Raw genomic sequence first — 25216 nt, forward strand, 5'->3', positions numbered from 1 at the left:
GACAGCGCAAAAAAGGCTGTTTTTGACGGATGATTGTGGCATTGCACAAGCTGCCGCAGCCCAGGCCAGCAGTCACATAATAGGTCCAGACCCTAGCGCGCCCCCTTGGGAAAGAGCACCACGCCCACGGTTTTGAAAAGGATGTGGATATCGAGCAGGACGGACATATTCTTGATATAATACAGGTCGTACTCCAGCTTGCGGCGCGCGTCCTCCTCCGAGGCGCCGTAGGGATAGCAGACCTGCGCCCAGCCCGTCAGGCCCGGCTTCACCGTATGGCGCAGACTGTAATAGGGGATGCTCTTCCTGAGTTCGCGCACGAAGGCCATGCGCTCCGGGCGCGGCCCGATGAAGCTCATGTCGCCCTTGAGCACGTTCCAGAGCTGGGGCAGCTCGTCGATACGCACCTTGCGGATGAATCTGCCGAAGCGCGTCACGCGGGCGTCGTTGGCCTGCGCCCAGACAGCGCCGTTCTTTTCCGCATCCGACCGCATGGAGCGGAACTTGTAAACGGTGAATTCCTTTTCATGCAGGCCCACGCGATCCTGCCGGTAAATGACCGGGCCGGGTGACTCCAGGCGCACGATGAGCGCCGTGAGCAGCATGATGGGCAGGGTCAGGAGCAGCAGGACCAGCGAAATGCCGACATCCAGCGCGCGCTTGAGCCGCCGCAGGGAGCCGCGCGTGTTGAGAGAGAAGCCCTCGGTCTGAAGGAGCCATTCGTCGTTGATCTGCGAGAGCGGCAGCCGCTGCACCACATGCTCGTAAAAGGAGCGGATGTCCACCACCATGCTGCCGCGCAGCTTGGCCTCGAGCAGTTCATGGGCGATGTCGTCGTCCAGCGGCGCATCCGGCAGCAGGACGATCATGGTGGCGCCTTTCTCCCTGGCGACGGAGAGTGCCTGGAACGGAGGCCCGAGGTATTCCCCCGCTTCCGGTCCCTGGTCAGGCTCGCCCACATAGCCGATGATCCTGGCCTTGGGCAGGCCCTCGGCCAGAAGCTGGCGGACCTTGCCCGCCCTGTCCACGCCCACCAGCAGGACACGCAGGGGGTGCGTCACCTTGTCGGCATTCAGATAATAGAGCCAGCGCCAGCCCAGGCAGAAGAGGAGCGAGAGCGTGAACAGCAGGAGCAGGGTCTCGCGGTCGAAACGCCAGTGGTCGAAGGCATAGGACGCCGTTGCCGAGGAAATGATGCCCAGGCAGCAGGCCACGAGGACGCGCCCCGTGGTCTCCCGAAAATCCTCCTGCGCCACGCTGTAGGCGTCAAGGATGTAGAAGAACAGCATGTAAAAAAAGACCGTGAACAGTGACGCGCCAGTATAGTCATGAAAAACGCTCAGATCCGGCGCGATGGTGGTCACGCCGGACACCGTGAGCGCCAGAAGCAGGCAGAAAATGTCCAGGGTCTGCAGCAACGCCTTGCGGTATGCGCTGATCACGGTCGTTCCCCTTTCTCTTCCAGGATATCCTCCGCCGCGCCGGGCACGCCCATGTCCCGCAGGATGCGGGCGGCCACCGCCTCGGCATCGAATTCCTCAAGCGCCAGTTTGCGCCCGGCCGCGCCCATGCGCGCGATGTCACCGGGTTCCCTGACAAAATGCGCCATTGCGCCGGCCAGGGCCTCGGGGTCGCGCGCGGGCGTCAAAAGGCCGTTGACGCCATTGCGCACAACTTCGCGGCAGCCCGGCACATCCGTCACCACGGCGGGGCGGCCCATGCTCATGGCCTCCATGACGGAGGTGGGCGTTCCTTCGCGCCACGAGGGCAGGACCAGCACATGGCAGGCGGCAAGGAAGGGCCGCACGTCCCGCGTTTCTCCAAGATATTCCAGCAGGCCTTCGGCTTCCCAGCGGCGAACCTGCGCCAGATCCACCCCGCCAAGCCCCGTCTCCGGCGGGCCAAGCAACTGGAGACGGCAACCGGCGCCCATGGCGCGCAGCAGACGCCCGGCCTCGGCATATTCGGCAATGCCCTTGGCCTCCAGAAGACGCCCCACCAGAAGAAAGACGACCGGACCCGCGGGCGGCAGCGGCGGGAACGGTTCCGGCGCAAAACGCGCCGTGTCCACCCCGGTGCCGCGCGCGGTGAGCACACGGGCGTCCGGACCCAGAATGCCCTGCTCCCGGAACACCCGGATATCGTCCTGATTCTGGAAAAAGACGCCGTTCGCGCGGCGCAGGGCATGCCGATAAAGAAAGACGCCGAGCCTGTTGACGCACTTCTTGAATAGCGTGTCCGCCTCAAAGGCGTAGCCCAGGCCGGTGATGGTGGCGTAGACGCGGGGCACGCCGGCCACGCGCGCCGCCAGGCAGCCATAGATGACCGGCTTGATGGTGGTGGCGAAAAGCAGATCGGGCCGCTGCACGCGGAACAGCCGCACGAGCGCCCAAAAGCTCCCGGCATCGCGGAGCGGGTCCAGGCCCTTGCGGTCCAGCGGATACGGAAGGAACGCCGCCCCCAGCGCGTGGAGCGCGGCCTCGGCGGCGGCATCGCCCGGCGGCGCGCAACACGTCACCTCATGGCCCGCCGCGCGCATATGGCGGATGAGGACGCTCCAGAAATTCGCCATGGAGCGGGACTGATTGCTCAGGATGAGGATCTTCATGCATGCCTCGTCAGCAACGCGGCGGCCCATGCCCGGGACCGCCCCGCGTCCCCTCTATAGCACCGGGCGCGGGCGCTGAAAAGGGCACGCCGGCAGAGAACCGGAGAGGGCTGACATGGGCACAGAGCGGCAGGGAGTCCCCGCGCGGCCAGGAACGCGTCAGCGTTCCGGGCGCACGGCGAATGTCATGCCCGCCGCCCCGGCGTCGCCCACTTCATAGCGCAGGCGCTCCGTCACCGTGTTGTCCGCCCCGAAACAGAGGACCACGGGGCGCCGGGTCGCCAGTTCCCGGGCATCCGCCACATATTCCACCGCGCAGATGATGAGTTCGTCGCCCTTCTGGCAGGTGCGCGCGGCGGCCCCGTTGAGCACGCAGCAGCGCGAGCCTGGCTCTCCGTAGATGACATAGGTGGAGAGCCGCTGGCCCGAATTCTTGTTCCAGATCTCCACAAACTCCAGCGGACAGATCCCCGCCAGGGCGCACTGCTCCGGGTCGAGCGTGATGGAGCCGTGATAGTCGAGGTCGCTGGCGGTCACACGGATGCCGTGGAATTTGGCGCGTAGGATCTTGAGCATTGCGGTCCCTGCCTGCATGGCGGCCCGTGGCGCCATGAAAAAACGCCGCTTTCGCGGCGGTTCCCGATCGATGATGTGCCGCTTTCGCCGGAGGCGCGCGGCCGAGGCCCAGTGGCCGCCTAGTAGGCCTTGATATAGTCGTCCAGGCTTTCCGCGGAGCAGTTGCGGCTCACCCAGAAGGCGGACGCCCAGACCATGAGCGCCGTGGCCTGCGTGTCATCCAGACTTTTGAGTTTGGACTCCAGGCTGGACTTGCTCGCGCCGTGGCGCATGTGGATGCCGTTCATCTCGCAGGCATCCGACACGCGGAGCAGCAGGTAGGACAGGCGCGTATTGTCCGGCATGAGCTTCATGTCCTTGTGGGCGTCCACAATGGTCTTGAGCTCGGAAGCGCTGAAGATCTGCTTGATGCCCGTGATGGCCCGGAAAAAGGTGTCCACCGCCCAGGGCAGGATGAATTCCGCGCCGGCGCTCTTGGTGCGGAAATAGTCCTTGAGCCAGCGTTCCTGATCGTCATTGATGCGTGCTGCGACCTGCGGCATGGATGCCCCCGTTGCATTTCAGCCCGACCGGCCGGGCTGTCGCCCCGTGCCATGCGCTGTGCCATGCGGTATTGCCATGCCCTACACCACATTGGAGAATTATTCAAGACACAATCTAGAGGTTTTCCCCTCCGGCGTCCGCCGGCGCGCGGCAGCGGGGACCCGCGCGCCTCAGCGCCTGCCGCCGAACAGACCGCCCAGAAGCCCGCGCAGGAGCGTCTTGCCGATCTCGCGGCCCACGGTGGTGGTGACCGTGCGCGTGGTCTGCCTGACCACGGAGCCGAAAATATCGCCCATATCCACGCCCGAATCCTTCCGCGCCTTGCGCTCCGCCGCTTCACGGCGCCGGGACTCGGCCTCGGCCTTGCGGAGCGCGGCCTCCTGCCGCGCGCGTTCGCGCTCGGCGGCCTCGGCGGCCCTGGCGGCGTCCGCGCGCTGCGCTTCGGCGGCTTCGGCGGCCTGGCGTTCCCGCGCCCTGGCCTCCAGGATCTCATACGCCGATTCCCGGTCCACCGTCTTGTCATAGACCCCGGCCACCAGCGAACGGCGCATGACCGCCGCGCGCTCTTCCGCGCTCACCGGGCCGACCTGGCTTTCCGGCGGCACGATGAGCGCCCGTTCCACCATGGCGGGCGCGCCCCGGTCGTCCAGAAACGAGACCAGCGCCTCGCCCACGCCCAGCTGGCCGATGGACTCTTCCGTGGAAAAGGCGGGATTGGCGCGAAAGGCCTGCGCCGCCGCGCGCACGGCCTTCTGCTCTTTGGGCGTGAAGGCCCGCAGGGCATGCTGGACACGGTTGCCGAGCTGGCCGAGGACACTGTCGGGAATATCGGCCGGGTTCTGGCTCACAAAATAGATGCCCACGCCGCGCGAGCGGATGAGCCGCGTCACCTGTTCGATCTTCTGGAGCAGGGCCGGCGAGATGCCGTCAAAGAGCAGGTGCGCCTCGTCGAAGAAAAAGACCAGGCGCGGCTTGTCCCTGTCGCCCGCTTCGGGGAGGTTCTCGAAAAGTTCGGAAAGCAGCCAGAGCAGGACGCAGGAATACAGGCCCGGCGCGTTCATCAGGGATTCCGCCGACAGGATGCTGATGATGCCGCGCCCGTCGGCATCGGTCTGGAGCAGGTCCATGACGTCCAGCGCCGGCTCGCCGAAGAACGCGTCGCCGCCCTCCTCCTCCAGGCGCAACAGCGCCCGCTGGATGGCGCCCACGCTGGCCGTGGAGATCTGGCCGTAGCTGGTCTTGTAGGCGTCGCGCTCCTCGCCCACATGCCGGATCATGCTCCGCAGGTCCTTCATGTCGAGCAGGAGCAGCCCGGCATCGTCGGCGATGCGGAAGGCCAGCTGCAGGACGCCCGCCTGCACCTCGTTGAGGTTGAGCAGCCGCCCGAGCAGGAGCGGTCCCATTTCGCTCACCGTGGTACGCAGGGGGTGCCCGTTCTTGCCGAACACGTCCCAGAAGCAGACGGGGAAGGCCCGGGGCGCGTAGCCGAGCGCCTCCAGGTGGAGCAGGGCCGCCCGTTCCGCCGCCTTGCCCGTGCCGCCGGCCCTGGCGAGACCGGAAAGGTCGCCCTTGACGTCGGCCATGAAGACCGGCACGCCCAGGGCGCTGAAGGTCTCGGCGAGACTTTGCAGGGTCACGGTCTTGCCGGTGCCCGTGGCGCCGGTGATGAGTCCGTGGCGGTTGCCCATGGCCGGCAGGATGCAGAGTTCCCGGTCTCCGGCCATGGCAACGAGCGCGTTATGATCCTTGTCCAGCATGCTGGTCCTCCCCGGCCGCCGGGGGCGGCCGCCGTTTCTCATCCTCAGCGGGCCAGCAGCACCCAGGCCGGGCCATGGGCGTCCAGATGGCTGGCAACATAGTTGGCCCGTTCCCCGCCGCCGCAGAAAATGTCGATGCGGTTGCGCCTGATGGCGCCGCCCACATCCTGCGCGAAGCCGATGCCGCGCAGGGGCACGGAGCCGGCGGACGCATCGGGGATGTTCACGCCGTAGGCCACCACCGAGCCAAGGGGAATATAGGCGCGATCCGTGGCAAGGGAAAGCCAGTCATCCACGGTATGGCCCATGGCGCCCGTGGGACCGCGGCCCCCGTATCTGAAAAAGACGTAGCTCGGGTTTTCGTTGAGGATCTCCCGCACCCGGCCGGGGTTGTTGCGGAACCACTCGCGCTGCTCAAAAATGTCCCCGCGTTCGAGCAGGCCCTTTTCGCGCATGATGCGGCCGGAACTCTTGTATTTATGGCCGTTCTGGCCCGCATAGTTGACATAGGACTCGGTGCCGTCGTCAAAGACGAGTTTGCCCGAACCCTGGATCTCCAGAAAAAAGACATCCACGGGGTCCGCCGCCCAGGCCAGTTCCAGCCCGCGCCCGGCAAGCACCTGCTTTTCCTCGATGGTGCGCCGGTCGTGGTAGCGGCCGCGCCGCGCGCGCACCCGGGCCAGGTCCGGCGGCACGGCATAGATGGGCTGCTCATAGCCCGGCTTGCGCGTCCGGCTCGCGGCCACGCGCGGCTCGTAATAGCCGGAATAGTCGATCCCCCCGGGCACCGGCACCCAGAGGAAATTCTCCGCCAGCAGGCCCGGCTCGGCATCCAGCCGGGGCAGCAGTTCCTGAAGGCGCGTGAGCGTGCGCGCAAGCTCCCCCCAGGTCACCTCCAGCCCGGGGCGCCGGATGGCCGTCGCCGTCCGCGGCTTCGAGTTGACATAGCGCAGAGACTTTCGCACGGTAGGCGCCATGTCCTTCCAGCCCGAAAGCTCCTGATTGGCGGGGGCCAGATGGGCCAGGAAAACCCCGACGCTCTCCCCGGCGGCCACGGGCGGACCCGAGGGACGCGCGGGCGGCTGCGCCGTCTTGTGCGCGCAGGCCGCCAACGCCATGCAGAACACCACGACCAGCCCGGCGGTCACGATCCGCCCGGCCACGTTCCGCCGGCCGGGCGCAGCTCCGCAAGGAAACGAACCATGCATGATTTTCCCACTCCGGAAACCTGGTTTCCCCATCGTGTGTCCTACGGTGAAACGGACTGCATGGGCGTGCTCTACTACGCCGAATACCTGCACATCTTTGAACGCGCCCGCAGCGCCTTCATCCGTGAGCGCGGCATGAGCTACGCCGATGTGGAAAAGCGGGGCATCATCCTTCCGGTGCGCGAGGCCCGGTGCCGCTACCGCTCGCCGGCCCGCTATGACGAGATCGTCCTGGTGCACGCGGGCATCAGCGAATGGGGGCGGGCCTCTCTGCGATTTGTATATGAGATGTGGAACGAGGACAAGACGCGCCTGCTCGCCGAGGGCATGACCCAGCACGCCCTGGCGGACCCCGCCGGGCGCCCGGTCCGCATGCCGGACTGGTTCCGCCGCCTGGGCGACGCCTGAACGGCGCCCCCGTCCGGGAACCGGGGATCAGCCGCGCCACGCGAACCATATGCCGACGCAGGCCAGCGCCTGCCCCACGCCCACGGTCACGTCCCTGTCCAGGGCCGCGCCCGCGAACACAAGGAGCGCCCCCGCGGCGCAGGCCAGGGCGCGCCGCGCCGTGAGATTTTTGCCGTCCGCCCGGCACAGGGCCAGCGCGGCAAGCTGCACGGCCGCGCCGGCAAGGATGCAGGCCGGAGCGAGCCACGGCAGGAACGGGGCGCTCACGGCAACTTCCCTCACAGCCGCAGGGTCCGGATATGTCGTCATCTCCAGGGGCGAACGGGGCATGGCGCATGTTAAGCCGGAAACTCCGCGTCCCGCAAGCTGCTCCCGCCGTCCGCGGCGCCGGTATTTTGCGCCGCCCGGCCGCGCGGGCATTGCCATCGGCCGGAACGTGCCTATTTCAACAGCAGCCCGGCGCAACAGCCTGCCCGGGCGCCAGCCAAAGGAGCAGCCAATGAGCGCATTGACGCCCCGCGAGATCGTGGCGGAACTGGACAAGTTCGTCATCGGCCAGGAACAGGCCAAGCGCATGGTGGCCGTTGCCATGCGCAACCGCTGGCGCAGACAGAACCTTGCGCCCGAGCTGCGCGACGAGATCGCGCCCAAGAACATCATCATGATGGGACCAACGGGCGTGGGCAAGACCGAGATCGCGCGGCGCCTGGCGCGTCTTTCCGGGGCGCCGTTCCTCAAGGTGGAGGCCACCAAGTTCACCGAGGTGGGCTATGTGGGCCGCGATGTGGAATCCATGGTGCGCGACCTCATGGAGATCGGCATCAACCTCGTGCGCGAGGAGGAGAACGCCCGCGTGCGCGCCGCGGCGGAAGCCGCCGCCGAATCGCGGCTCATGGACCTGCTCCTGCCGCATTCCTTCGGCCAGGAGGAGCGCGGCTCCACCCGCGAAAAACTCCTGCAGCAGTTCCGCCTCGGCTTTCTGGACGAGCGCGAGGTGGAGATGGAAGTCGCCGAACAGGGTGGCAAGGGCATCGACATCTTTGCCATTCCCGGCATGGAGCAGATGGGCGGTCAGGTCAGGGACATGTTCAGCAAGGCCTTCCCGCCCAAACGCAGCCGCAGAAAACTCAAGCTCAGGGCGGCGTTCGCCATCCTCGTCCAGGAGGAATCCGCCAGGCTCGTGGATCAGGAGGCCCTGACGGAAAAGGCCCGCGAACGCGTGGAACAGAGCGGCATCATCTTCATCGACGAGATCGACAAGATCGCCAGCTCCTCGCAAAACCGCACCTCGGACATCTCGCGCGAGGGCGTCCAGCGCGACCTGCTCCCCATTGTGGAAGGGAGCGTGGTCAACACCAAGCACGGCATGGTGAGGACGGACCATATCCTTTTCATCGCGGCGGGCGCCTTCCATTTCAGCAAGCCCTCGGACATGATCCCCGAACTCCAGGGCCGCTTTCCCCTGCGCGCGGAGCTTCAGCCCCTGGGCAGGGAGGAGTTCCTCCGCATCCTCACCGAGCCGCACAACGCTCTTGTCAAGCAGTACGAGGCCCTGCTCGGCACCGAGCGCGTGGCGCTCCGCTTCATGCCCGACGGGCTTGAAGAGATCGCCGCCTTCGCCGAGGAGACCAATGCCCGCGCGGAAAATATCGGCGCGCGGCGCCTCTACACCATCATGGAAAAGATCCTGGCGGACATTTCCTTTGCCGCCCCGGAAATGGCAGGCGCGGAGATCATCGTGGACAGGGCCTATGTGAGCGAACACCTGCGCGACGTGCGCGACGATCAGGACCTGAGCCGCTATATCCTCTAGCATCCCGCGCCGCCCGGACGCCCGCGGACCGGAGCGCGACGATCATCCCAAGGAGCCGCATGTTCTTTCTCTGGCCGCTCGTCCCCTTTTTCTACCTGCTCGCGCGCCTTGTGCTGCCCGCGCGGCTCGGCGCGGGCGCCAAGATCGGCTGCGCCCTGCTGCTCCTCGTTATCACCCAGGCATTCGCCATCAACCGCTTCCTCCTGGGCGACCTGGCCGCTCCCGACCTGCCGCCCTGGCTGCTCATGCTTCAGGGCTGGCTGTTCGCGTCCTCGCTTCTGCTGTTCGTCCTTGTGCTCCTGCGGGATCTTCTGCGTCTCCTGCGCGCCGCCGGCCGCGCCATGACACGCCGCTTCAGGGCGCGGGCAGCCCGGCCCGCCGCCGCTCCGCTCCCGACATCCCCTTCGCGGCGGCGACTGCTCAGGGCAGGCTGCGGCGGCCTTCTCCTCGCGGCCCCGGCGGAACGCATCGCCCTGGGGGCCGCCGTCCTTGGCCCCACGGCCTGGGGCGTGGGCGAGGCTGTGGCCGTGCCCGCCGTTCGCGGGCACGAAGTCGCGGTGCGTCGTCTGCCCCCCGAACTGGATGGCCTGCGCGTGGCCCAGATCAGCGATCTGCACATGAGTTCCCTGCTGCGGCGCGACTGGGTGGCCGCGGTGGTGGACCTGACAAACGCGCAACGGCCGGACCTCATCGTCCTCACCGGTGACATGGTGGACGGCCCGCCCCGGGCGCGGAAGGAATGCGCCGCGGAGCTGCGGCGGCTGGCGGCGCCCCTCGGCGTCCTCGCCTGCGTGGGCAATCACGAATATTACAGCGGATATGCCGCCTGGGTGGAGGTCTTCCGGGAGCTTGGCCTGCATATGCTCCTCAACGGCCACAGCACGCTTGCCGTCAACGGCCGGGAGCTGGTCGTGGCGGGCGTGACCGACCCCGTGGCCGAAACCTTCGGGCTGCCGGGTCCGGATCTGGAAGCCGCCCTTGCCGGAGCGCCCGAAACCGCCCCCCGCATCCTTCTGGAACACCGGCCGGGCATGGCGCCGCGCAGCTCGCGCCAGGGCGTGGATCTCCAGCTTTCCGGCCACACCCACGGCGGCCAGGCGCCGGGCCTGCGGGAACTGGTGAGCACCTTCAACAACGGCTTTCTGCGCGGCTGGTACGAGGTGGAAGGCATGCCGCTCTATGTCAGCCCCGGCGCGGGATTGTGGGGCGGCTTCCCCATCCGCATCGCCACCCCCTCGGAAATTGCCGTTTTCACCCTGCGTGCGGGCCGCGTTTCGGAAGCCGCCCCCGGTCTTGCCATGCCTTCGGGCCGGGACCAGAACGTTTTCGCACGAAAATCGCGGAAACGTCCGGCGGATGCGGGAGCGGACGCCGCGCCGGACTACGGCGGAAAACCACGCTTTTCCGCCGCTTGTCCCGCTCTGCGGGGAAAGGACGGCAGCGAAACCTGAGGAAGATCTCTGTCCTGCGGATATTTTCCTCAGCAAAATGCTTTCATGATTTCTGGCGGTCGCGCGGCGGCCGCCGTGTCCATGCAACCTTCAGACGGCACGCGCCCAAAGCCCGTCCGCGCGGGAATGTCCGCGCCTGCCGCCATGCATCCAGGAGCGTCCATGCGCCATCTCGTCCTCCGCCTTTTCCTCGCGATCTTCCTGCTTGTCCCCGGTGCGCCCCTTTTCGCCAAGGACACCGCCATGCCTGTTTCGACCGCAGCGCAGGCGGTCTCTCCTGTCCGGCAGGCCAGCATCCTCACGCGCCTGCCCAACGGACTCCTTGTCTATATCCTCAGGGACGCCCGCTTCCCCCTCGTCTGCACGCGCCTCTATGTCCGCACAGGCTCCGCCAATGAGGAGCCGCAACACGCGGGCATCAGCCATGTGCTGGAGCACATGGTCTTCAAGGGGACCGACCATCGCCCCAAGGGCCAGATCGCCCGCGATGTGGAGGCGCTCGGCGGCTACCTCAACGCGGCCACGAGCTTCGACAAGACCTGGTACCTCACCGACATGCCCGCCCGCCACTGGCGCGTGGGCATGGAGGTGGTCAGGGAAATGGCGTTTCAGGCCACCCTGGACCCGGCCGAGCTGGAGGCGGAAAAAAACGTCGTCATTTCCGAGCTGCAACGGGGTGAGGATTCTCCCCAGCGCAAGCTGTACGAGAACCTCCAGACGGCCGCGCTCTCGAACACGCCCTACGGACGGCCCATCATCGGCTATGCCGACACCATCCGGTCCATCACCGCCGGGGATCTCCGCGCCTATGTGGACCGCTGGTACCAGCCGGACAACATGATGCTCCTCGTGGCGGGCGATATCGAGCCTGAAGCCGTGCTCGCCCACGCCCAGGCCCTGTTCGGCGGCCTGCGCAACAGTTCCGACCTCGCCGTGCCCCCGCCGCTGGACCTGGCGGCCGCTCCCGGGGGCGCGCGGGTCGAGGTCGCGCGCGGCCCCTGGAACAAGGTCTATCTCGGCATCGCGTTTCCCGCGCCGGGGCTGCGCGATCTGCGCTCCGTGGATCTGGATGTCCTCTGTTACCTGCTCGGGGGCGACGGCACATCCGCCCTGTATCGCAAATACAAGTACGAGCGCCGGCTGGTGGACAGCATCAGCGTGGACAACATGAGTCTTGCCCGCGCCGGGCTGCTCACCATCACCGCCCAGCTGGACGCCGACAAGGTGGAGACCTTCTGGAACGAGCTGACCCGTGACCTCGCCCGGCTTTCCGCGGGCGAGTTCACGCCCGAGGCCGTGGCGCGCGCCAAGTTCAACCTTGAGGACGGCATGGACCGCGCCGGGGAGACGCTCAACGGCCTTGCCGCCTGGAAGGGGACCATCCAGTTCGACCTTGGCGGCGAACAGGCGGAGCGCAACCTGCGCTTCACCCAGCGCAATGTGGACAGCGCGCAACTGCAAAACGCCATCGGCCTGTGGTTCGACCCGGCCAGGGCGCGGGTGCGGGCGCTGGCGCCGGAAGGCGCGGACCCGGACCTTGCGGCGCGGCTGGAAACGACCCTGCGCGCGAACTGGAACACCGCCCCGCAAGGCGTGGCTGCGCCCGGACCCCGTGAGGGGAACACCGCCGCCCGCGAGACGGTGGAACTCGGGAACGGCCGCACGCTCATCCTCATCCCGGACGCGACCGTGCCCTATGTGTCGCTGGATCTGCTCTTCACCGGGGGCAACGCCCTGCTTTCCCCGCAACAGCAGGGCCTCGCGGACCTGACCGCGCGCCTGCTCGCGGACGGCTGCGCCGATCTGGACGCCCAGGGCATGGAGCGCTGGCTCGCCGAGCGGGCGGCTTCAGCGGGAGCCTCGGCGGGCTTGCAGAGTTTCGGCATCGCCCTGACAGGTCCCTCGCGCTTCAATGCCGACTACTTCGCCCTTCTCCGCGACATGCTCGCCAGGCCGCGCTTTGAACGCCGGGAACTGGCGCGCGAGGTGGAGAACATGCAGTCCGCCATCCGCCAGCGCGCGGACAGGCCACTCGCCTACATGTTCGCGCGGGTAAGCCCGTTCCTCTTCCCCGGCGGGCAGCCCTACGGCTACGACAGCCTGGGCACGCCGGAGCTGCTCGCGGGCTATGACGAGTCCGCCGTGCGCGCCTTCTGGAAGCGCCAGAGCGCCCAGCCCTGGGTGCTCTCCGTGGCCGGGACGTTCGACCGCGAGGCCGTCATCGCCTTCGCCAAAAGCCTGCCCGCGCCCGATGCGGCGCCCGTGGCGGTCCCCACGCCGCGCTGGAACGCGGACAAGCGCCTCGCCCTGACCCTGGCCGGCCGGAATCAGGCGCACCTGCTCCAGATCTTCCCCACCGTGCCGCTCACCCATCCCGACGCCCCGGCGCTCCTGCTCCTGCAATCCGTGCTTTCAGGGCAGAGCGGGCTTTTGTTCACCCGGCTGCGGGACGAGCAGGGCCTGGGCTACACGGTGACGGCCTTCAACCGCAACATGCCTGAGGCGGCGTTCATGGCCTTGTACATCGGCACCACGCCCGACAAGCTGGAACAGGCCCGCAAGGGCTTTGCGGAGGTCATCGCCGGCATCCGTGAAAAGCCCCTGCCGGAGGCGACCCTCCGCGCCGGGTCCAGCCGCCTTCTGGGCGAATACCTGCGCGACCGCCAGAGCCTCGCCGCCCGCGCGGGGGAGGCGGCCACGGACGCCCTGCTCCACTACCCGCCGGACTTTCAGAAAGCCCTGCTGGACAGGGCCGCGGCCCTGAGCGCCGAAGAGGTGCGCGCCGTGGCCCGCAAATACCTTCTCCCGAACGATGCCTATGATGTGACCCTGCTCCCCTGAGGGGGGTCCGTCCGGTGGCGTCCCGCGCGGCCTCGCGGGGCGCCGCCCTTTACTTCCGCCCCTGACTTGCGTATCCATGGGAAAAATTTTCCCCCTGAAAACCAAGGAAGATCCATGAGCAAGGACGAGACAGCCGCGCCCTCCCGCATCCGCTACCGCTACGAAATGGCCCCGGAGGCCCGCCTCCAGGCCGCCCACGGCGTCTGGGGCGGCATCAATCCCCAGGGCGAGATCGAAATGAATTTTTATCACGAGAGCGACGCGCTGCCCGCCTGCTCCGAGCAGATCATCGCCCCCGACGGCTCGCTCGGCCACGAGATCATCCCCGGCAACGACGAGGTGCGCGACATCACGCGGCACATCCACAGCCGCGTCCTGCTCAACTACCACACCGCCCGCGCCGTGCTGGAGTGGCTCGAAGACCGCGTGGCCGCGCTGGAGGAAGAAGGCGGCGGCGAAATGTTCACCCCCGATGCGGGCCTGGAACAATAACCGCGCCACAGGCCGCCATGCAGCCACGCTCCTACCACATCATCACCTTTGGCTGCCAGATGAACGTCCACGATTCCGGGTGGCTGGGCGCCGCGCTGGAAACGCGGGGCTTTGCAACGGCGCCGCTCGAGGACGCGCAGGTCGTCATCATCAACACCTGCTCGGTGCGGGAAAAGCCGGAACAAAAAGTCATGAGCGCCCTGGGCCGGGTCCGGCAGGCCACGGGCGACGATGCGCGCGTCCTGGTGGCCGTGACGGGCTGCGTGGCGCAGCAGCTGGGGTCCGCTCTGTTCGAGCGCTCGCCCCAGGTGCGCCTGGTGGCCGGGAGCGACGGCATCGCCCAGGCCCCACAAGCCATCGAGCGCCTGCTGCGCGAGCCGGAGACCCGGCTCGCACTGTGCGCCTTCACCCCGGGCTTTCCGGAACGCGAGCCGGCGCCCGGCCGCCTCGGCGCGCCTTCGGCCCTGGTGACCATCATGCAGGGCTGCGACAATTTCTGTGCCTACTGCATCGTGCCCTTTACGCGCGGGCGCCAGAAATCCCGCGCCGCCGGCGCCATCCTTGAGGAATGCAGGCTGTGCATTGCCCGGGGCGCGCGCGAGATCACCCTGCTTGGGCAAAACGTCAACGCCTACGGGCAGGACAAAACGGGGGACGGCACCAGTTTCTTCCGCCTGCTGGAGCGGGTCGCCGCCCTGCCCGGCCTTGAGCGTCTGCGTTATGTGACGCCCCACCCCAAGGATATGGGCGCGGACGATGTCGCCGCCTTCGCCACGCTGCCGGCGCTGTGCCCCCGCCTGCACCTGCCGCTGCAATCGGGTTCGGACGCGGTGCTCGCGCGCATGCGGCGCAGATATGACAGCGCCGCCTTTTTGCGCCTTGTGCGGGACCTGCGCGCCGCCCGCCCCGATCTTGCGCTTTCGACCGATCTTATCGTGGGCTTCCCCGGCGAGACCGAAGCGGACTTCCAGGCCACGCTGGAGATGATGGAAGCCTGCGGCTTCATGTCCAGTTTTTCCTTCTGCTATTCGGACAGGCCGGGCGCGGCGGCCACGCGCTTTCCCGACAAGGTGGCGCCGCACGTGCAGCATGAGCGGCTGGAACGCCTGCAGGCGCTTCAGGACAGGCTCGGACAACGCTGGCTGGATGCCCGCGTGGGCCAGTCCACCACGCTCCTGCTGGAGGCGAAGAGCCGCAGGCAGGGGGAACCCGGCGGGGCGGAAGGTCCCGACGCCCGCGAAGACTGGCAGGGCCGCGACCCCTATGGCGTGCCTGTCCATGTCTCCCTGCCCGCCCATGCGGATCACGCCGGCAGCCTGATCCCGGTGCGTATCATCGAGTCCAGGCGCCACAGCCTTGTGGCTCAGGCGCTGCCGCCGCAAGGCTGAACCGCCCCTTCCGGGCGCCTCTTCCCCGCAGGCCCCGCCCAAGAAAATCCGCCCGCGAGAAAATTTTGAGAAAAAATATAATATCCTTGTTTTCTTGAAAATATCGATACAGCGGCCACGATTTCCGCCCCCGGCGCCCTCTAAAGGTTTTGCCGCCATATTCCGATAGGCTGGCATAAGGGATGGGAACTGCCATGCTGGACTATCGCCGCTTCAAGGAAATCAACGACCTTTTTGCTTCCGGCCAGACGGAAAAGGCGCGGCATCTGCTCATGGAGATGCAGTCGCGCTGCATTGCCCTGCGCGATGAGATGAGCATGCTCAAAATTCGCCTGCAAAGCCTTGAGGATGTCCTCTACCTCGCGCAAAACCTGTTCGAGGAGAACGGGTTTTACTGGCTCCACACGGGCGGCGTGCGCCAGGGACCCTTCTGCCCCCGCTGTTACGAGACCGAAGGCGGACTCATCCGCCTCGACAAAAGAAAACACGGGCTGGAGTGCCCCTGCTGCCGCGCGACCTATGAGCATCTGCCCGCGCTGGAGGCCGCGGCTTCTTCCGGCATGAAGGCCGGCGCCGCCAGGATCCTGCACTTCGCGCGCTGACTCCCCGAGGGACGAACGATGATGGCACAAAAATTGCTTCTCTACGATACATGCGTCAACGTGCTGTTCCCGTCGTCTTCCATCGCCGGAGGCTGAAGATGCGCGCCTGCATGATTTTTGCTATATATATACACACACACACACACACACACACACACACACATTAACACCGCGTTTTAACAGTCTTCCCGCGATACATCCGCCAGTAGCTGCGGGTTTCTCCCCCGGGCTGCGTCCTTCCGCCTCCGTAATATCCCATCTTCCCGGAATCATAGCTGAAATTTTGCACTGTCGCGCGTCCTTCGCCGCTGCCCAAGGGGGCGCGTGATGGTCTCCCTCAACACCAATATGCTAGCTGCCAACACGGCCGGAAACCTGAAAAACAGCTACTCCCGTCTTGCAACCTCGGTGGAGCGGCTGTCTTCCGGGTTGCGGGTCAATTCGGCGGATGACGATGCCGCCGGGCTGGCTATCAGGGAGCTGATGCGGGCGGACATCGCGGCGCTCCAGCAGGGCGTGCGCAACGCCAATGACGCCATTTCCATGATCCAGGTGGCCGATGGGGCGCTGGCTGTTATTGATGAAAAGCTCATCCGCATGAAGGAGCTTGCCGAACAGGCCGCCACCGGAACCTACGATTCCACCCAGCGCCTCATGATCGACTCCGAGTTCAAGGCAATGGCCGAGGAGATCGACCGCATCGCCAAGGCCACGGACTTCAATGGCATCAAGCTGCTCGACGGCTCCCGCGAAGGCGAGCATGACGGCAGCGGCCTGGAGGCCACAGGCAGGCTAAAGATCCATTTCGGTTCGGGCAATGACTCGGCGGAAGATTATTACTATGTTTCCATAGGGGACTGCACACTGTCCGGCTTGGGGTTGAGGGAGCATGAAGTTTTCGACTTGGGAGGGCAGGATACACACAATAATACAGCTATAACAGGACAGGGAGATGCGTCCAATAATGACTCCTTCCAAAATCCAGCACTAAATGATTATAGTTATACAGCGCCACTTCATTATACAACTGATAATTTGATACAAATTCAAGATATCATTCCAAACCAAGGAACATGGTACACAACAGCAAATAGTACACAATTTAGTCAAAATTTTATGTTTGTTATCCCAAAAGGGGCTAAAAGCATCACTATTAATATGTATGGTTCATATAGTGGCGGGAAATATCCTGGTGATAACGACATACAACTTTTTACAAAGTCAGGGATACATCTTGCTGGAACACCACTAGATGATATATCTTTTGATATATGGAATGGTATTGACAATTCAATATCTGGAAATAGCAATCAGCTTGGATTTACATCTTCTGATGAAACACAACTAAATGACGGTGGGGGAAAGTATGACCCAACGGGGAAAAATCTTAACTACACTTCATATAACGGAATGAATATTGGTTACTCTGGGGACGCCGATAGATATGATGCTAATCCAAATAATGGCATTCCTGATACATGGGAAGATTATGAAACTCTGACTATAGATGAGGCAACAGAAGATTTAATTGTCTGGTTTCCAGGAATTCTTTCTTGTGGAGTAAAAGCTTACTGGGATCCCGCAAGCGTTCCGACTCCCAATCCTGTGAATCCCTTCAATCCCGATCTTCCCGGTGGGGTCAAGCCCACGGGCGACATCATTTCCATTGATACGCAGGACAAGGCCCAGCAGGCATTGGAGCGCATCGACAACTCCATTGTCATCAAGGACAAGGTGCGCGCCAACCTTGGCGCGACACAGAACCGGCTGGAAAATACCGTGACCAACCTCACGGTGCAGGCCGAAAACCTGCAAGCTGCCGAAGCGCGCATTTCCGATGCCGATGTGGGCATCGAGATGATGCTCTTTGTCCGCAACCAGATTCTGACCCAGGCGGGCGTCGCCATGCTCAGCCAGGCCAACAGCCTGCCACAGATGATGGCGGGGTTGCTGTCGGCCTAGCTCCGGTCGCCTCCCGCATGCGTCATCGCCCCGGCCTGAAAAACCGCCGGGGATGCTAACGCTTTCTTCGTTCCCTCGTGGAAAGGCCCGCTTGTCTCCCGCCGGTGCATGGACTACCATGCGGCAGCAGACGTCACGGCCGGACCCCGCTCCGGCCCCCTCCGCGAGAGTGCCCCATGGAGAAATTCCTTGTCTTGCAGGCCGCGCGCTTTGGCGATCTTGTCCAAAGCAAGCGGCTGGTCCTCACCCTCCAGACGCAGGGGCAGGTGCATCTTGCCGTGGATGAAAGCCTGGAAACGCTGGCGCGTCTGCTCTATCCGGATGCCGTCATCCATCCGCTCTTCCTCCACGGGCATGACGAGGCGCGGGCCATGGCGGCGAACCGCCCGGCCTTTGCAGCGCTGCGCGCGCTCCGCCCGGATGCGGTCTATAACTGCAACTTTTCCGGCCTTACCGGAGCCATCTGCCGCCTCTTCGCGCCGGAAAGGGTCATCGGTTACCGCCCGGCCCCGGCCTCGGAAGGCGGCCTTCTCCGTTCGCCCTGGGCGCGGCTCGCCTTTCAGCTGAGCAGGGGACGGCGGCCCTCCCCTCTGAATCTGGTGGATTTCTGGGCCTGGTTCGCGCCGTCCCCGCTGGCGCCGGAGCGCGTCAATCCCGTGGCAAGGCCCGGAGGCCAGGGCCTCGGCGTGGCGCTTGCCGGACGCGAGGCGCGCCGTTCGCTGCCGTCGCCCGTGCTGGCGAGCGTGATCCAGACGCTCTCCGGCCTTCTGGGCGGTCCGCGCATCGTCCTTTTGGGCAGCGCCGCCGAACGCCCCGCCGCGCACAGGCTCCTGCGGCTGCTGCCGCCCAGAATGACGCGGCAGGTCGAGGACCTCAGCGGCAAAACGGACTGGCGGGGCCTGGCGGATGCCGTCACGGGGCTGGATGCTCTCGTCACGCCCGATACGGGCGTCATGCACCTGGCCGCGCATCTGGGGGTGCCCACGCTGGCCTTTTTCCTCTCGTCCGCCTGGTGCCACGAGACCGGTCCCTATGGCCTGGGGCACAGCGTATGGCAGGCCTGCCCCGCCTGCGCGCCCTGTCTGGAATCCGCCCCGTGCCCCCGCAATGTGGCCTGCCTTGATGCGTTTCGGGACGAGCACTTCCCGCGCCTTCTGGCCCGCGCCTGGGCCGCCCCCGATGCAGGCGCCGCGCCCGCGCTTCCCGCCGGGCTGCAATGCTGGCAAAGCGGGTTGGACGCCCTCGGCGCGACCCTGCGCCTCTCGGCGGGTGAAGACGCGGATGGCCGCCTGCGCCGGAGCGCCCGCGCCCTGCTGGCGGAATGGCTGGGCCTTCCGCCGGGAGCGGTGGCGGACGCCGCGCCCGACACCCCTGAAACGGCCGGCGAGTTGCGCCGCCTCCGGGAACTTCTGCTGCCCGACTCCGAATGGATGCTGCCGCAAGGGAGGTACGCATGACACAGGCCCTGCGCGTTCTCGTGGTGCTGCCCATGTACGGCGGTTCCCTGCCCATCGGCCGCTATTGCGCGCGCGCCCTGGGCGACATGGGGCATACGGTGCGCGTGTTCGAGGCCCCGGAACTTCACCCGGCCTTCACGGGCCTGGGCAGGCTTGACCTTGCGCCCGCGCGCAGGGCGCCGCTCGAAGCGGCCTTTCTGCAGGTGGTCGCCCAGGCCATCTGGGCGCAGGCCGAGGAACTGGGTCCCCATCTTGTGCTCGCGCTGGCCCAGGCGCCCATGAGCCGCAACCTGCTCCAGCGCCTGCGTCGCGCGGGGGTGCGAACGGCCATGTGGTTTGTGGAGGATCACCGCCTCTTTACCTACTGGCGGACCTATGCGCCGCTCTATGACCTGTTCGCGGTCATCCAGAAAGAGCCATTCCTTTCGGAACTCGCCGCCATCGGCCAGCCGCATGCCCTCTATCTGCCGCTGGCGGCCCTGCCGGAATTTCACAGGCCCCTTGCGCTCAGCCCCGCCGAACAGCGGGAATACGGTTCGGACATCGCCTTTCTCGGCGCGGGCTACCCCAACCGCCGGGTGGCCTTCCGGCCGCTCGCCGGGCGGGATTTCAAGATCTGGGGTTCGGACTGGGAGGGAGAACCCCTGCTTGCGGGCAATATCCAGCGGCAGGGCCGCCGCATCAGCGAGGAGGAAAGCGTCAGGATCTACAACGCCGCCAGGGTGAATCTCAACCTGCACTCCAGCATGTCGGCGAAAGATCTCGTCAGCCATGGGGATTTCGTCAATCCGCGCACCTTCGAGCTGGCGGCCATGGGCGCGTTCCAGCTTGTGGACCGCCGTTCGCTCATGGATGAACTCTTCGGCCCGGACGAACTGGCGACCTTTGACACGCCTGAAGAATTCTACAGGAAGATCGACTACTTCCTCGCCCATCCGCAGGAGCGGGAAGCCTACGCGCGCCGCGCGCGGGAGCGCGCGCTCGCCGCGCATACCTATCAGCAGCGCATGACGGCGCTGCTCGAAGCCATGGAGACCCGCCTCGGCCCGTGGCGGGACGACCGGCGTGAGGACGGGGACACGCCCGACCTTGACGCCCCGTTGCGCGAAGAACTGGCACGGCTGACCGCCGGGCTTGGTCTGCCGCCGCATGCGGCATTCGCGGATGTCATGGACCGGCTGCGCCGGCGCACGGGTCCCCTCAGTGAAGCGGAGACCAGCCTGCTCTTTCTGGACGAATGGCGCAAGCAATACAAAAAATAGCCTGCGCCGGGCAGCCGCTGGCGGCTAAAATGCCGTGAGGTCCAGATAATACGGAAGCATGAAGCTCATGGCGATGAGCAGGGCCGCCGCAAGGGTCGGCTTGTGCCGCAGGGGCACGGGGCTGCGCCGCACCAGCGTCCAGAGCAGGACGGGGATGAGCCAGAACAGAAGGCGCGAGCTTTCCAGAATGGCCTCCTGCCAGGTAAAGCCCCCGTCGCCCCAGGTCTGGGAGATCCGAAGGGCAGTGAACGCGACAAGCACCAGCCAGAGCGCGGCCCAGGCATTGCGCGCCCATGCGGCGCACCAGGGGATCATGGCATTGTAGTGGTCACGGCCGAAATCGTCGCGCGTGCGCCTGAGGGGCAGCCAGAACGCGCCGGCGGCGGCGGGCACGGCCAGCAGCAGGGGCACGGTGCAGGCCATGACCGTCCACAGTGGCGAGGACCAGTCGCCGGGCAGCAGGTTTAGCAATCCGGGGGCGGCGGCTCCCGGGTGGGCAAAGGCCGCCAGAAGACGCGCCGTGCCGAGGACGGCGACAACGGCAAAACTGCTTTGCGCGGCGCTGATCATGCCGATGGTCGCATGCAGGATGGGCAGCTCCCTGAGCACGCGCCAGAGCGTATAGTACACGCTGTTCAGCATGACGCCCAGGCTCAGGAGCAGCCAGCTCATTTCCAGAAAATAGGCCCCCACGCTGCCCGGCGCATAGACGTCCCGCGTGAAATGCAGCCAGACCCGGCCGCCCACGAGCAGTATCCAGCCGAGCATCATGCCCAGAAAGGCGAGCTGCCGCGCGCATTTCTCAAACGAACTCCTGCCCTTCGTGTCCGCGAGGATGCGCGCCGTGGCCGAAATGAACCCCATGCCGGCAAAGGCGAAAAGCGCGAAGAGCGGAACGATGATGCTCAGGGCGTCAAATGCCGTCCGCAGATGGGGAAAGGCGGAAAGGATCTGTTCCAGGGCGTTCATGCGAAGGCTCCCATGCCGCGTGCCGGCGGTTGCGGGTTGCGGCCCGCCCACGCCGGAACGCATCCCGGCGCAGGGCAAAACCGCATCTTTCTTGCCCCAAAAACGCCCGTCCCGCAAGACTCCTTGAAATATCCGTCACTTTGGGGCACAAAAAAGCCGGAGGGGGAAATGAAAAACTTCCTGAAGATCCCGGTCATGGCGCTGGCAGTGGGCATGCTCGGCTGCGCTTCCAACGGCCAGGTGCACCAGCTTGAATCCGCAAGCGAAACCAACACCCGGCTCCTGAGAGAAAACGAGCAACGCCTGAAAAACCTTGAAACAAGCGTCTCGTCCCTCAATTCCCAGGTGGCGCAGCTCAACAACCGCGTCTATGAGGTCCGCACCCGCAACGGCAAGAAGACCTCCATGACCGTGGTGCCCATCGTGCCGCCGACGCAGGCGCCGGCCGTTTCCCCCGCGACCGCGGCCGCGGCGCCCACGGGCGCGTCGTCAGCTCCGGCCGCAACAGCCGCGGCGCCCGTGGCGGGTAGCGCAGCGGCGCCCCGCGCAACGCATCCCAACAGCCGGGCCGAGGCGCTCCTTGCCTCGGCGCGCAGGGCGGCCGCCGCCCGCAACCAGGCCGCGCAGGGCGCTTCCGCCTCCGCCGCGGCCGCTTCCGGCACGCAAAATGCCGCGGCGACGCCCCCCATCGGCAGGATGATCGACCCGGCTGCCGCGCCAACGCCCATCCCGGCGCCTGTCGCTGTTTCCAGAACGACGCGGACCCAGACGGAACGGGGCCAGGCGGAACGGAGCGCGGGCGCCACAGGCAGCGTGGGCCGTCCCGAAGCCGTCGCCGGGCCGTCCGGCTCCCTTGCCGCCCAGACCGCGCCGGCTCCGGCGGCCCTGCCGCCCGTCGACCTTCCGCCGGCAGCGCAGGCCCCGGCCACCAGCGGAACGCAGGCGGCACCGGCAAAAACCGCGAGCGCCGCGACCGGCACCGCCGTTCCTGTGCCCGCCATCCCCGCCTCCAGCCTTGCCCTGCCGCCGGAGCATCCCGATCTTCCGCCCGTGGGGCAGCCGCAGCCAGTGGCACCCACGGCACCCGCGGCCGCTCCGCAAACGGCCGCTGCCCAGGCCCAGGCGGCGCCCGCTGTGACGCCGACGCCGCGCGCTGCCTCTCCGCGCGGGGAGGAAGCCGCCTACAAGGCCGCCCTCAATGCCACCCTTGCCGGAAGGACGACCGAAGGCATCCGCCTCTTCCGCGACTTTCTCCAGCAGTACCCCGACGGACGCTACGCGGCCAATGCCGAATACTGGATCGGCGAGTGCCTGTACTCCCAGGGCAAGTATCAGGACGCGCTCGCGCAGTTCCAGGGCGTGAACGCCACGCATCCGCGGCACCACAAGAACGCGGACGCCCTGCTCAAGGCGGGCATGACCCTGAGCCGCCTCGGCGACAAGGCCGGCGCGGCGGAAAAGTATCGCGCGCTCATGACGCAGTTCCCCAATTCCGACGCCGCGCGCCGGGCACGGGCCATGGGGGTGGCGCGCTGAGCGACGCGCAGCCGCGTCCGTTTTCCGCGCTGGATGAGGCGGGGCGCACCGAATACTGGGCAACGCTCGCCCTGCGGCATTGCCGGGGCATCGGGCCGCGCTCCCGCGCGCGCCTGCTCCGGACCTTCGGCTCCGCGTATGCGGCTGTCCGCGCGCCCGGGCAATGGGTTCAGGCCGGAGTGAACAGGCACCAGGCCGGGGAACTTGCCACAGGGGCCTGGCGCGCCGGAGCGCGCAGGGAGTGGGATGACGCCCGCGCCCTCGACGCCGCCATCCTCCTGTGGACCGATCGCGCCTTTCCCCGCTTGCTTCGCGAGCTTCCCGACGCCCCGGCCCTGCTCTACTGCCGTGGCGATGCCTCGCTGCTCCGCGCTCCCGCCATCGCCGTGGTCGGTTCGCGCCGCGCCGCTCCCCATGCTCTGGAGGTGGCCGCGCATATGGCGCGCCGTCTCGCCGCCTGCGGCATCACCGTGATCTCGGGCATGGCCCAGGGCATCGACAGCGTGGCGCACGCGGCGGCGCTGAACGGCGTGGGCCGGAGCATCGGCGTTCTCGGTACCGGCATCGACCGCATCTACCCCCGTTCCGGGGGGGAACTCTTCGACCACATGGGGCGCCGGGGCCTCCTTGTTTCCGAATTCGCCCCGGGCACGCCGCCACTGGCGGGAAATTTCCCCATCCGCAACCGCATCATCAGCGGCCTTGCGCTTGGCGTGGTGGTGGTCGAGGCCGCAAGCCGTTCGGGGAGCCTGATCACGGCGCGCATGGCGCTGGAGCAGGACCGTGAGGTCTTTGCCGTGCCCGGCCCGGCGCTTGATGCCCAGTGCGCCGGGTGTCAGGAGCTGGTCCGCCAGGGCGCGCGGCCGGTCTTCAGCGTTGAGGATATCCTCCGCGACCTTGCCGAAGTCCTGCGCCCCTTCAGCATCAGCGAAGCGAACCTGCCGCCGGAGGATGACGCCCCGCCGGCGCCGTCCCCCGCGCCGCCCCTCGCCGGAGCCGCCCGCGCGGCGGCGGAAACACTGGGCACCGCAGACCGCAAGGCATCTGTACTCGCCCACCTGCGCGCCAATGGCGCCGTGCACATCGACACGCTCGCGCAGGCGCTGGAAATCCCCGTGGCGGAACTCAGCGCCCTGCTCGTCGGGCTTGAGATCCTGGGCGAGGTACGCAGGCTCCCCGGCGCGCGCTATGAGGCCACGTCATGAAGCGTTCCCGGCCGCCCACTTCTGCCGGCGGCGCTCCCGGCGCCCCCGTCCGGCCCTCACCCCAAGCGGCACGGCTTGTGGCGGAGTTTCTTGAATGGCTGACGGTGGAACGGGGCGCGCCCGAAACCACGCGCGCGGCCTATGCCGCGGACCTCGACCAGCTTGTCCGCGCCCTGGCTGCCCGGGGCGTGGATATGGGACACCCGGAGGACGTCGACTACCGGCACATCCAGGCATGGATCGGCCAGCTCTACCGTCAGGGCATGGCGCGCAGCACCATGGCGCGCAAGCTCGCGGCGGCGCGGACCTTCTTTCGCCATCTGCAGCGCCGGGGCCTGACGGATGCCAATGCCGCCGCTCTGGTACGCAATCCGCGCCAGGAACGGCGCCAGCCGCGCATCCTCAATGTGGAGGAAGCCCGCGCCCTGTTGGGCGCGGATCCCGCATCACCGGCGGCCGCCCCCAAAAGTCCCGATGCGGCACGCCTGCGCTGCCGCGATCTTGCCCTTGCGGAACTCCTCTATGGCTCCGGCCTGCGGATCTCCGAGGCGCTGGGGCTGGATCTGGACGACATCCAGCTTGCGGAGGGCATGGCGCGCGTCATGGGCAAGGGCGCCCGCGAACGCATGGCCCCCCTTTCGGACGCGTCCCTGCATGCGCTTCGCGCGTGGCTGGAGGAACGGCCCTACCTTGCCGCCGTGGATTGCCCGGCGCTCTTCGTGGGCGCGCGGGGCGGACGCCTCGACCGCCGCGAGGCGGCACGCCGCATCGCCCGCCTCTGCCGCGAGGCGGGCCTTGACGTGAGCATCTCGCCGCACGCGCTGCGGCATTCCTTCGCCACCCATCTTCTGGATGCCGGGGCGGACCTGCGCAGCGTTCAGGAGCTGCTCGGGCACAAGCGCCTCGCCACAACACAGCGCTATACCCAGGTCAGCCTGGAACGGCTCATGCGTATCTACGATCAGGCGCATCCCCGCGCAAAGAAAGCATAGCGGAATACCGGCCCGGGCGGCCATGCTTCATGCGCGGGCGCCATGGCCCCGCCTTCCGGGAAGGCCGCGCGGCGGGGAAGCAGGGAAATGTTCCCACGGGTCTTGGCATGGAGGGGACTTTGTGCTAAAGAGAACAACGCGGCGTC

At 66.8% G+C, this 25216-nt stretch carries 20 protein-coding genes and 2 pseudogenes; 14 read left to right on the forward strand and 8 right to left on the reverse strand.

Going from position 1 to position 25216, the window contains the following annotated elements:
- Positions 1–92 precede the first annotated feature (92 nt).
- From QZ294_RS03940 to QZ294_RS03965, 6 genes are all read right to left on the reverse strand, one after another.
- The gene (locus QZ294_RS03940; protein WP_297047074.1) at positions 93–1442 is read right to left on the reverse strand and encodes a sugar transferase; all 1350 of its coding nucleotides are present in this window, start codon (positions 1440–1442) and stop codon (positions 93–95) included.
- Positions 1439–2608 (reverse strand): glycosyltransferase family 4 protein, encoded by a 1170-nt coding sequence (locus QZ294_RS03945; RefSeq protein ID WP_297047076.1) that lies wholly within the window; start codon positions 2606–2608, stop codon positions 1439–1441. Before QZ294_RS03945 ends, QZ294_RS03940 begins: the two co-directional genes overlap by 4 nt.
- A gap of 159 nt (positions 2609–2767) precedes the next feature.
- A complete protein-coding gene (locus QZ294_RS03950) occupies positions 2768–3184 on the reverse strand; it encodes an aspartate 1-decarboxylase (RefSeq protein WP_297047078.1) in 417 nt (138 codons plus the stop codon).
- A gap of 119 nt (positions 3185–3303) precedes the next feature.
- Complete coding sequence (locus QZ294_RS03955; RefSeq protein ID WP_297047079.1) at positions 3304–3726, reverse strand: hypothetical protein; 423 nt, start codon at positions 3724–3726, stop codon at positions 3304–3306.
- 171 nt (positions 3727–3897) lie between these two features.
- Positions 3898–5484: a helicase HerA-like domain-containing protein gene (locus QZ294_RS03960; RefSeq protein WP_297047080.1), complete on the reverse strand. Its 1587-nt coding sequence runs from the start codon at positions 5482–5484 to the stop codon at positions 3898–3900.
- A gap of 44 nt (positions 5485–5528) precedes the next feature.
- Complete coding sequence (locus QZ294_RS03965; protein ID WP_297047081.1) at positions 5529–6647, reverse strand: MltA domain-containing protein; 1119 nt, start codon at positions 6645–6647, stop codon at positions 5529–5531.
- A 39-nt stretch (positions 6648–6686) separates the two neighbouring features.
- On the opposite strand from QZ294_RS03965, the gene QZ294_RS03970 reads away from it, so the two are divergent.
- Positions 6687–7100, forward strand: coding sequence for a thioesterase family protein (locus QZ294_RS03970; RefSeq protein ID WP_297047082.1), 414 nt, complete (start codon positions 6687–6689; stop codon positions 7098–7100).
- A 27-nt stretch (positions 7101–7127) separates the two neighbouring features.
- Here QZ294_RS03970 and QZ294_RS03975 read toward each other — a convergent pair whose 3' ends face one another.
- A complete protein-coding gene (locus QZ294_RS03975; protein WP_297047084.1) occupies positions 7128–7367 on the reverse strand; it encodes a hypothetical protein in 240 nt (79 codons plus the stop codon).
- A gap of 232 nt (positions 7368–7599) precedes the next feature.
- Here QZ294_RS03975 and hslU point away from each other — a divergent pair, with 232 nt between their 5' ends.
- The 10 genes and pseudogenes from hslU to QZ294_RS04025 all read left to right on the forward strand — a co-directional run bounded on the left by hslU (position 7600) and on the right by QZ294_RS04025 (position 20368).
- Complete coding sequence (hslU, locus tag QZ294_RS03980; RefSeq protein ID WP_297047086.1) at positions 7600–8913, forward strand: ATP-dependent protease ATPase subunit HslU; 1314 nt, start codon at positions 7600–7602, stop codon at positions 8911–8913.
- A 59-nt stretch (positions 8914–8972) separates the two neighbouring features.
- A complete protein-coding gene (locus QZ294_RS03985) occupies positions 8973–10364 on the forward strand; it encodes a metallophosphoesterase (protein WP_297047088.1) in 1392 nt (463 codons plus the stop codon).
- A 162-nt stretch (positions 10365–10526) separates the two neighbouring features.
- Entirely contained in the window at positions 10527–13205 is a 2679-nt protein-coding gene (locus QZ294_RS03990) for a pitrilysin family protein (protein ID WP_297047090.1), read from the forward strand.
- 114 nt (positions 13206–13319) lie between these two features.
- The gene (locus QZ294_RS03995) at positions 13320–13697 is read left to right on the forward strand and encodes a hypothetical protein (protein WP_297047092.1); all 378 of its coding nucleotides are present in this window, start codon (positions 13320–13322) and stop codon (positions 13695–13697) included.
- A gap of 17 nt (positions 13698–13714) precedes the next feature.
- Positions 13715–15085 carry a tRNA (N6-isopentenyl adenosine(37)-C2)-methylthiotransferase MiaB gene (miaB, locus tag QZ294_RS04000; protein WP_297047093.1) on the forward strand — a complete coding sequence of 457 codons (1371 nt, stop codon included), beginning with the start codon at positions 13715–13717 and terminating at the stop codon, positions 15083–15085.
- A gap of 194 nt (positions 15086–15279) precedes the next feature.
- Positions 15280–15687 carry a hypothetical protein gene (locus QZ294_RS04005; protein WP_297047095.1) on the forward strand — a complete coding sequence of 136 codons (408 nt, stop codon included), beginning with the start codon at positions 15280–15282 and terminating at the stop codon, positions 15685–15687.
- A 324-nt stretch (positions 15688–16011) separates the two neighbouring features.
- Positions 16012–16569 (forward strand): annotated as a pseudogene (locus tag QZ294_RS04010) (flagellin); the annotation flags it as partial.
- Positions 16570–17349: 780 nt separating this feature from the next.
- A pseudogene (locus QZ294_RS04015) lies at positions 17350–17649 on the forward strand (flagellin); the annotation flags it as partial.
- Positions 17650–17825: 176 nt separating this feature from the next.
- Positions 17826–19106 carry a glycosyltransferase family 9 protein gene (locus QZ294_RS04020; protein WP_297047097.1) on the forward strand — a complete coding sequence of 427 codons (1281 nt, stop codon included), beginning with the start codon at positions 17826–17828 and terminating at the stop codon, positions 19104–19106.
- Positions 19103–20368, forward strand: coding sequence for a glycosyltransferase (locus QZ294_RS04025; protein WP_297047099.1), 1266 nt, complete (start codon positions 19103–19105; stop codon positions 20366–20368). The genes QZ294_RS04020 and QZ294_RS04025 overlap by 4 nt, the downstream gene beginning before the upstream one ends.
- A 24-nt stretch (positions 20369–20392) precedes the next feature.
- On the opposite strand, the gene QZ294_RS04030 is transcribed toward QZ294_RS04025, so the two are convergent.
- Entirely contained in the window at positions 20393–21337 is a 945-nt protein-coding gene (locus QZ294_RS04030; RefSeq protein WP_297047101.1) for a hypothetical protein, read from the reverse strand.
- A gap of 168 nt (positions 21338–21505) precedes the next feature.
- Here QZ294_RS04030 and ybgF point away from each other — a divergent pair, with 168 nt between their 5' ends.
- The 3 genes from ybgF (at position 21506) to QZ294_RS04045 (ending at position 25070) form a co-directional block, all read left to right on the forward strand.
- Entirely contained in the window at positions 21506–22873 is a 1368-nt protein-coding gene (gene ybgF / locus QZ294_RS04035; RefSeq protein ID WP_297047103.1) for a tol-pal system protein YbgF, read from the forward strand.
- Positions 22874–23052: 179 nt separating this feature from the next.
- Positions 23053–24078: a DNA-processing protein DprA gene (gene dprA / locus QZ294_RS04040; protein ID WP_297047105.1), complete on the forward strand. Its 1026-nt coding sequence runs from the start codon at positions 23053–23055 to the stop codon at positions 24076–24078.
- Positions 24075–25070, forward strand: coding sequence for a tyrosine recombinase XerC (locus QZ294_RS04045; protein ID WP_297047107.1), 996 nt, complete (start codon positions 24075–24077; stop codon positions 25068–25070). Before dprA ends, QZ294_RS04045 begins: the two co-directional genes overlap by 4 nt.
- Positions 25071–25216 lie beyond the last annotated feature (146 nt).

Source organism: uncultured Desulfovibrio sp., assembly GCF_910584445.1.
Taxonomy (GTDB): Bacteria; Desulfobacterota; Desulfovibrionia; order Desulfovibrionales; family Desulfovibrionaceae; genus Desulfovibrio.

Bases quoted from the DNA above. Each gene is read 5' to 3' on its own strand.
- QZ294_RS03945 (WP_297047076.1), bottom strand. From the start codon at position 2,608: ATGAAGATCCTCATCCTGAGCAATCAGTCCCGCTCCATGGCGAATTTC.
- QZ294_RS03950 (WP_297047078.1), bottom strand. From the start codon at position 3,184: ATGCTCAAGATCCTACGCGCCAAATTCCACGGCATCCGTGTGACCGCC.
- QZ294_RS03955 (WP_297047079.1), bottom strand. From the start codon at position 3,726: ATGCCGCAGGTCGCAGCACGCATCAATGACGATCAGGAACGCTGGCTC.
- QZ294_RS03960 (WP_297047080.1), bottom strand. From the start codon at position 5,484: ATGCTGGACAAGGATCATAACGCGCTCGTTGCCATGGCCGGAGACCGG.
- QZ294_RS03970 (WP_297047082.1), top strand. From the start codon at position 6,687: ATGCATGATTTTCCCACTCCGGAAACCTGGTTTCCCCATCGTGTGTCC.
- hslU (WP_297047086.1), top strand. From the start codon at position 7,600: ATGAGCGCATTGACGCCCCGCGAGATCGTGGCGGAACTGGACAAGTTC.
- QZ294_RS03985 (WP_297047088.1), top strand. From the start codon at position 8,973: ATGTTCTTTCTCTGGCCGCTCGTCCCCTTTTTCTACCTGCTCGCGCGC.
- QZ294_RS03990 (WP_297047090.1), top strand. From the start codon at position 10,527: ATGCGCCATCTCGTCCTCCGCCTTTTCCTCGCGATCTTCCTGCTTGTC.
- QZ294_RS03995 (WP_297047092.1), top strand. From the start codon at position 13,320: ATGAGCAAGGACGAGACAGCCGCGCCCTCCCGCATCCGCTACCGCTAC.
- miaB (WP_297047093.1), top strand. From the start codon at position 13,715: ATGCAGCCACGCTCCTACCACATCATCACCTTTGGCTGCCAGATGAAC.
- QZ294_RS04005 (WP_297047095.1), top strand. From the start codon at position 15,280: ATGCTGGACTATCGCCGCTTCAAGGAAATCAACGACCTTTTTGCTTCC.
- QZ294_RS04020 (WP_297047097.1), top strand. From the start codon at position 17,826: ATGGAGAAATTCCTTGTCTTGCAGGCCGCGCGCTTTGGCGATCTTGTC.
- QZ294_RS04025 (WP_297047099.1), top strand. From the start codon at position 19,103: ATGACACAGGCCCTGCGCGTTCTCGTGGTGCTGCCCATGTACGGCGGT.
- QZ294_RS04030 (WP_297047101.1), bottom strand. From the start codon at position 21,337: ATGAACGCCCTGGAACAGATCCTTTCCGCCTTTCCCCATCTGCGGACG.
- ybgF (WP_297047103.1), top strand. From the start codon at position 21,506: ATGAAAAACTTCCTGAAGATCCCGGTCATGGCGCTGGCAGTGGGCATG.
- QZ294_RS04045 (WP_297047107.1), top strand. From the start codon at position 24,075: ATGAAGCGTTCCCGGCCGCCCACTTCTGCCGGCGGCGCTCCCGGCGCC.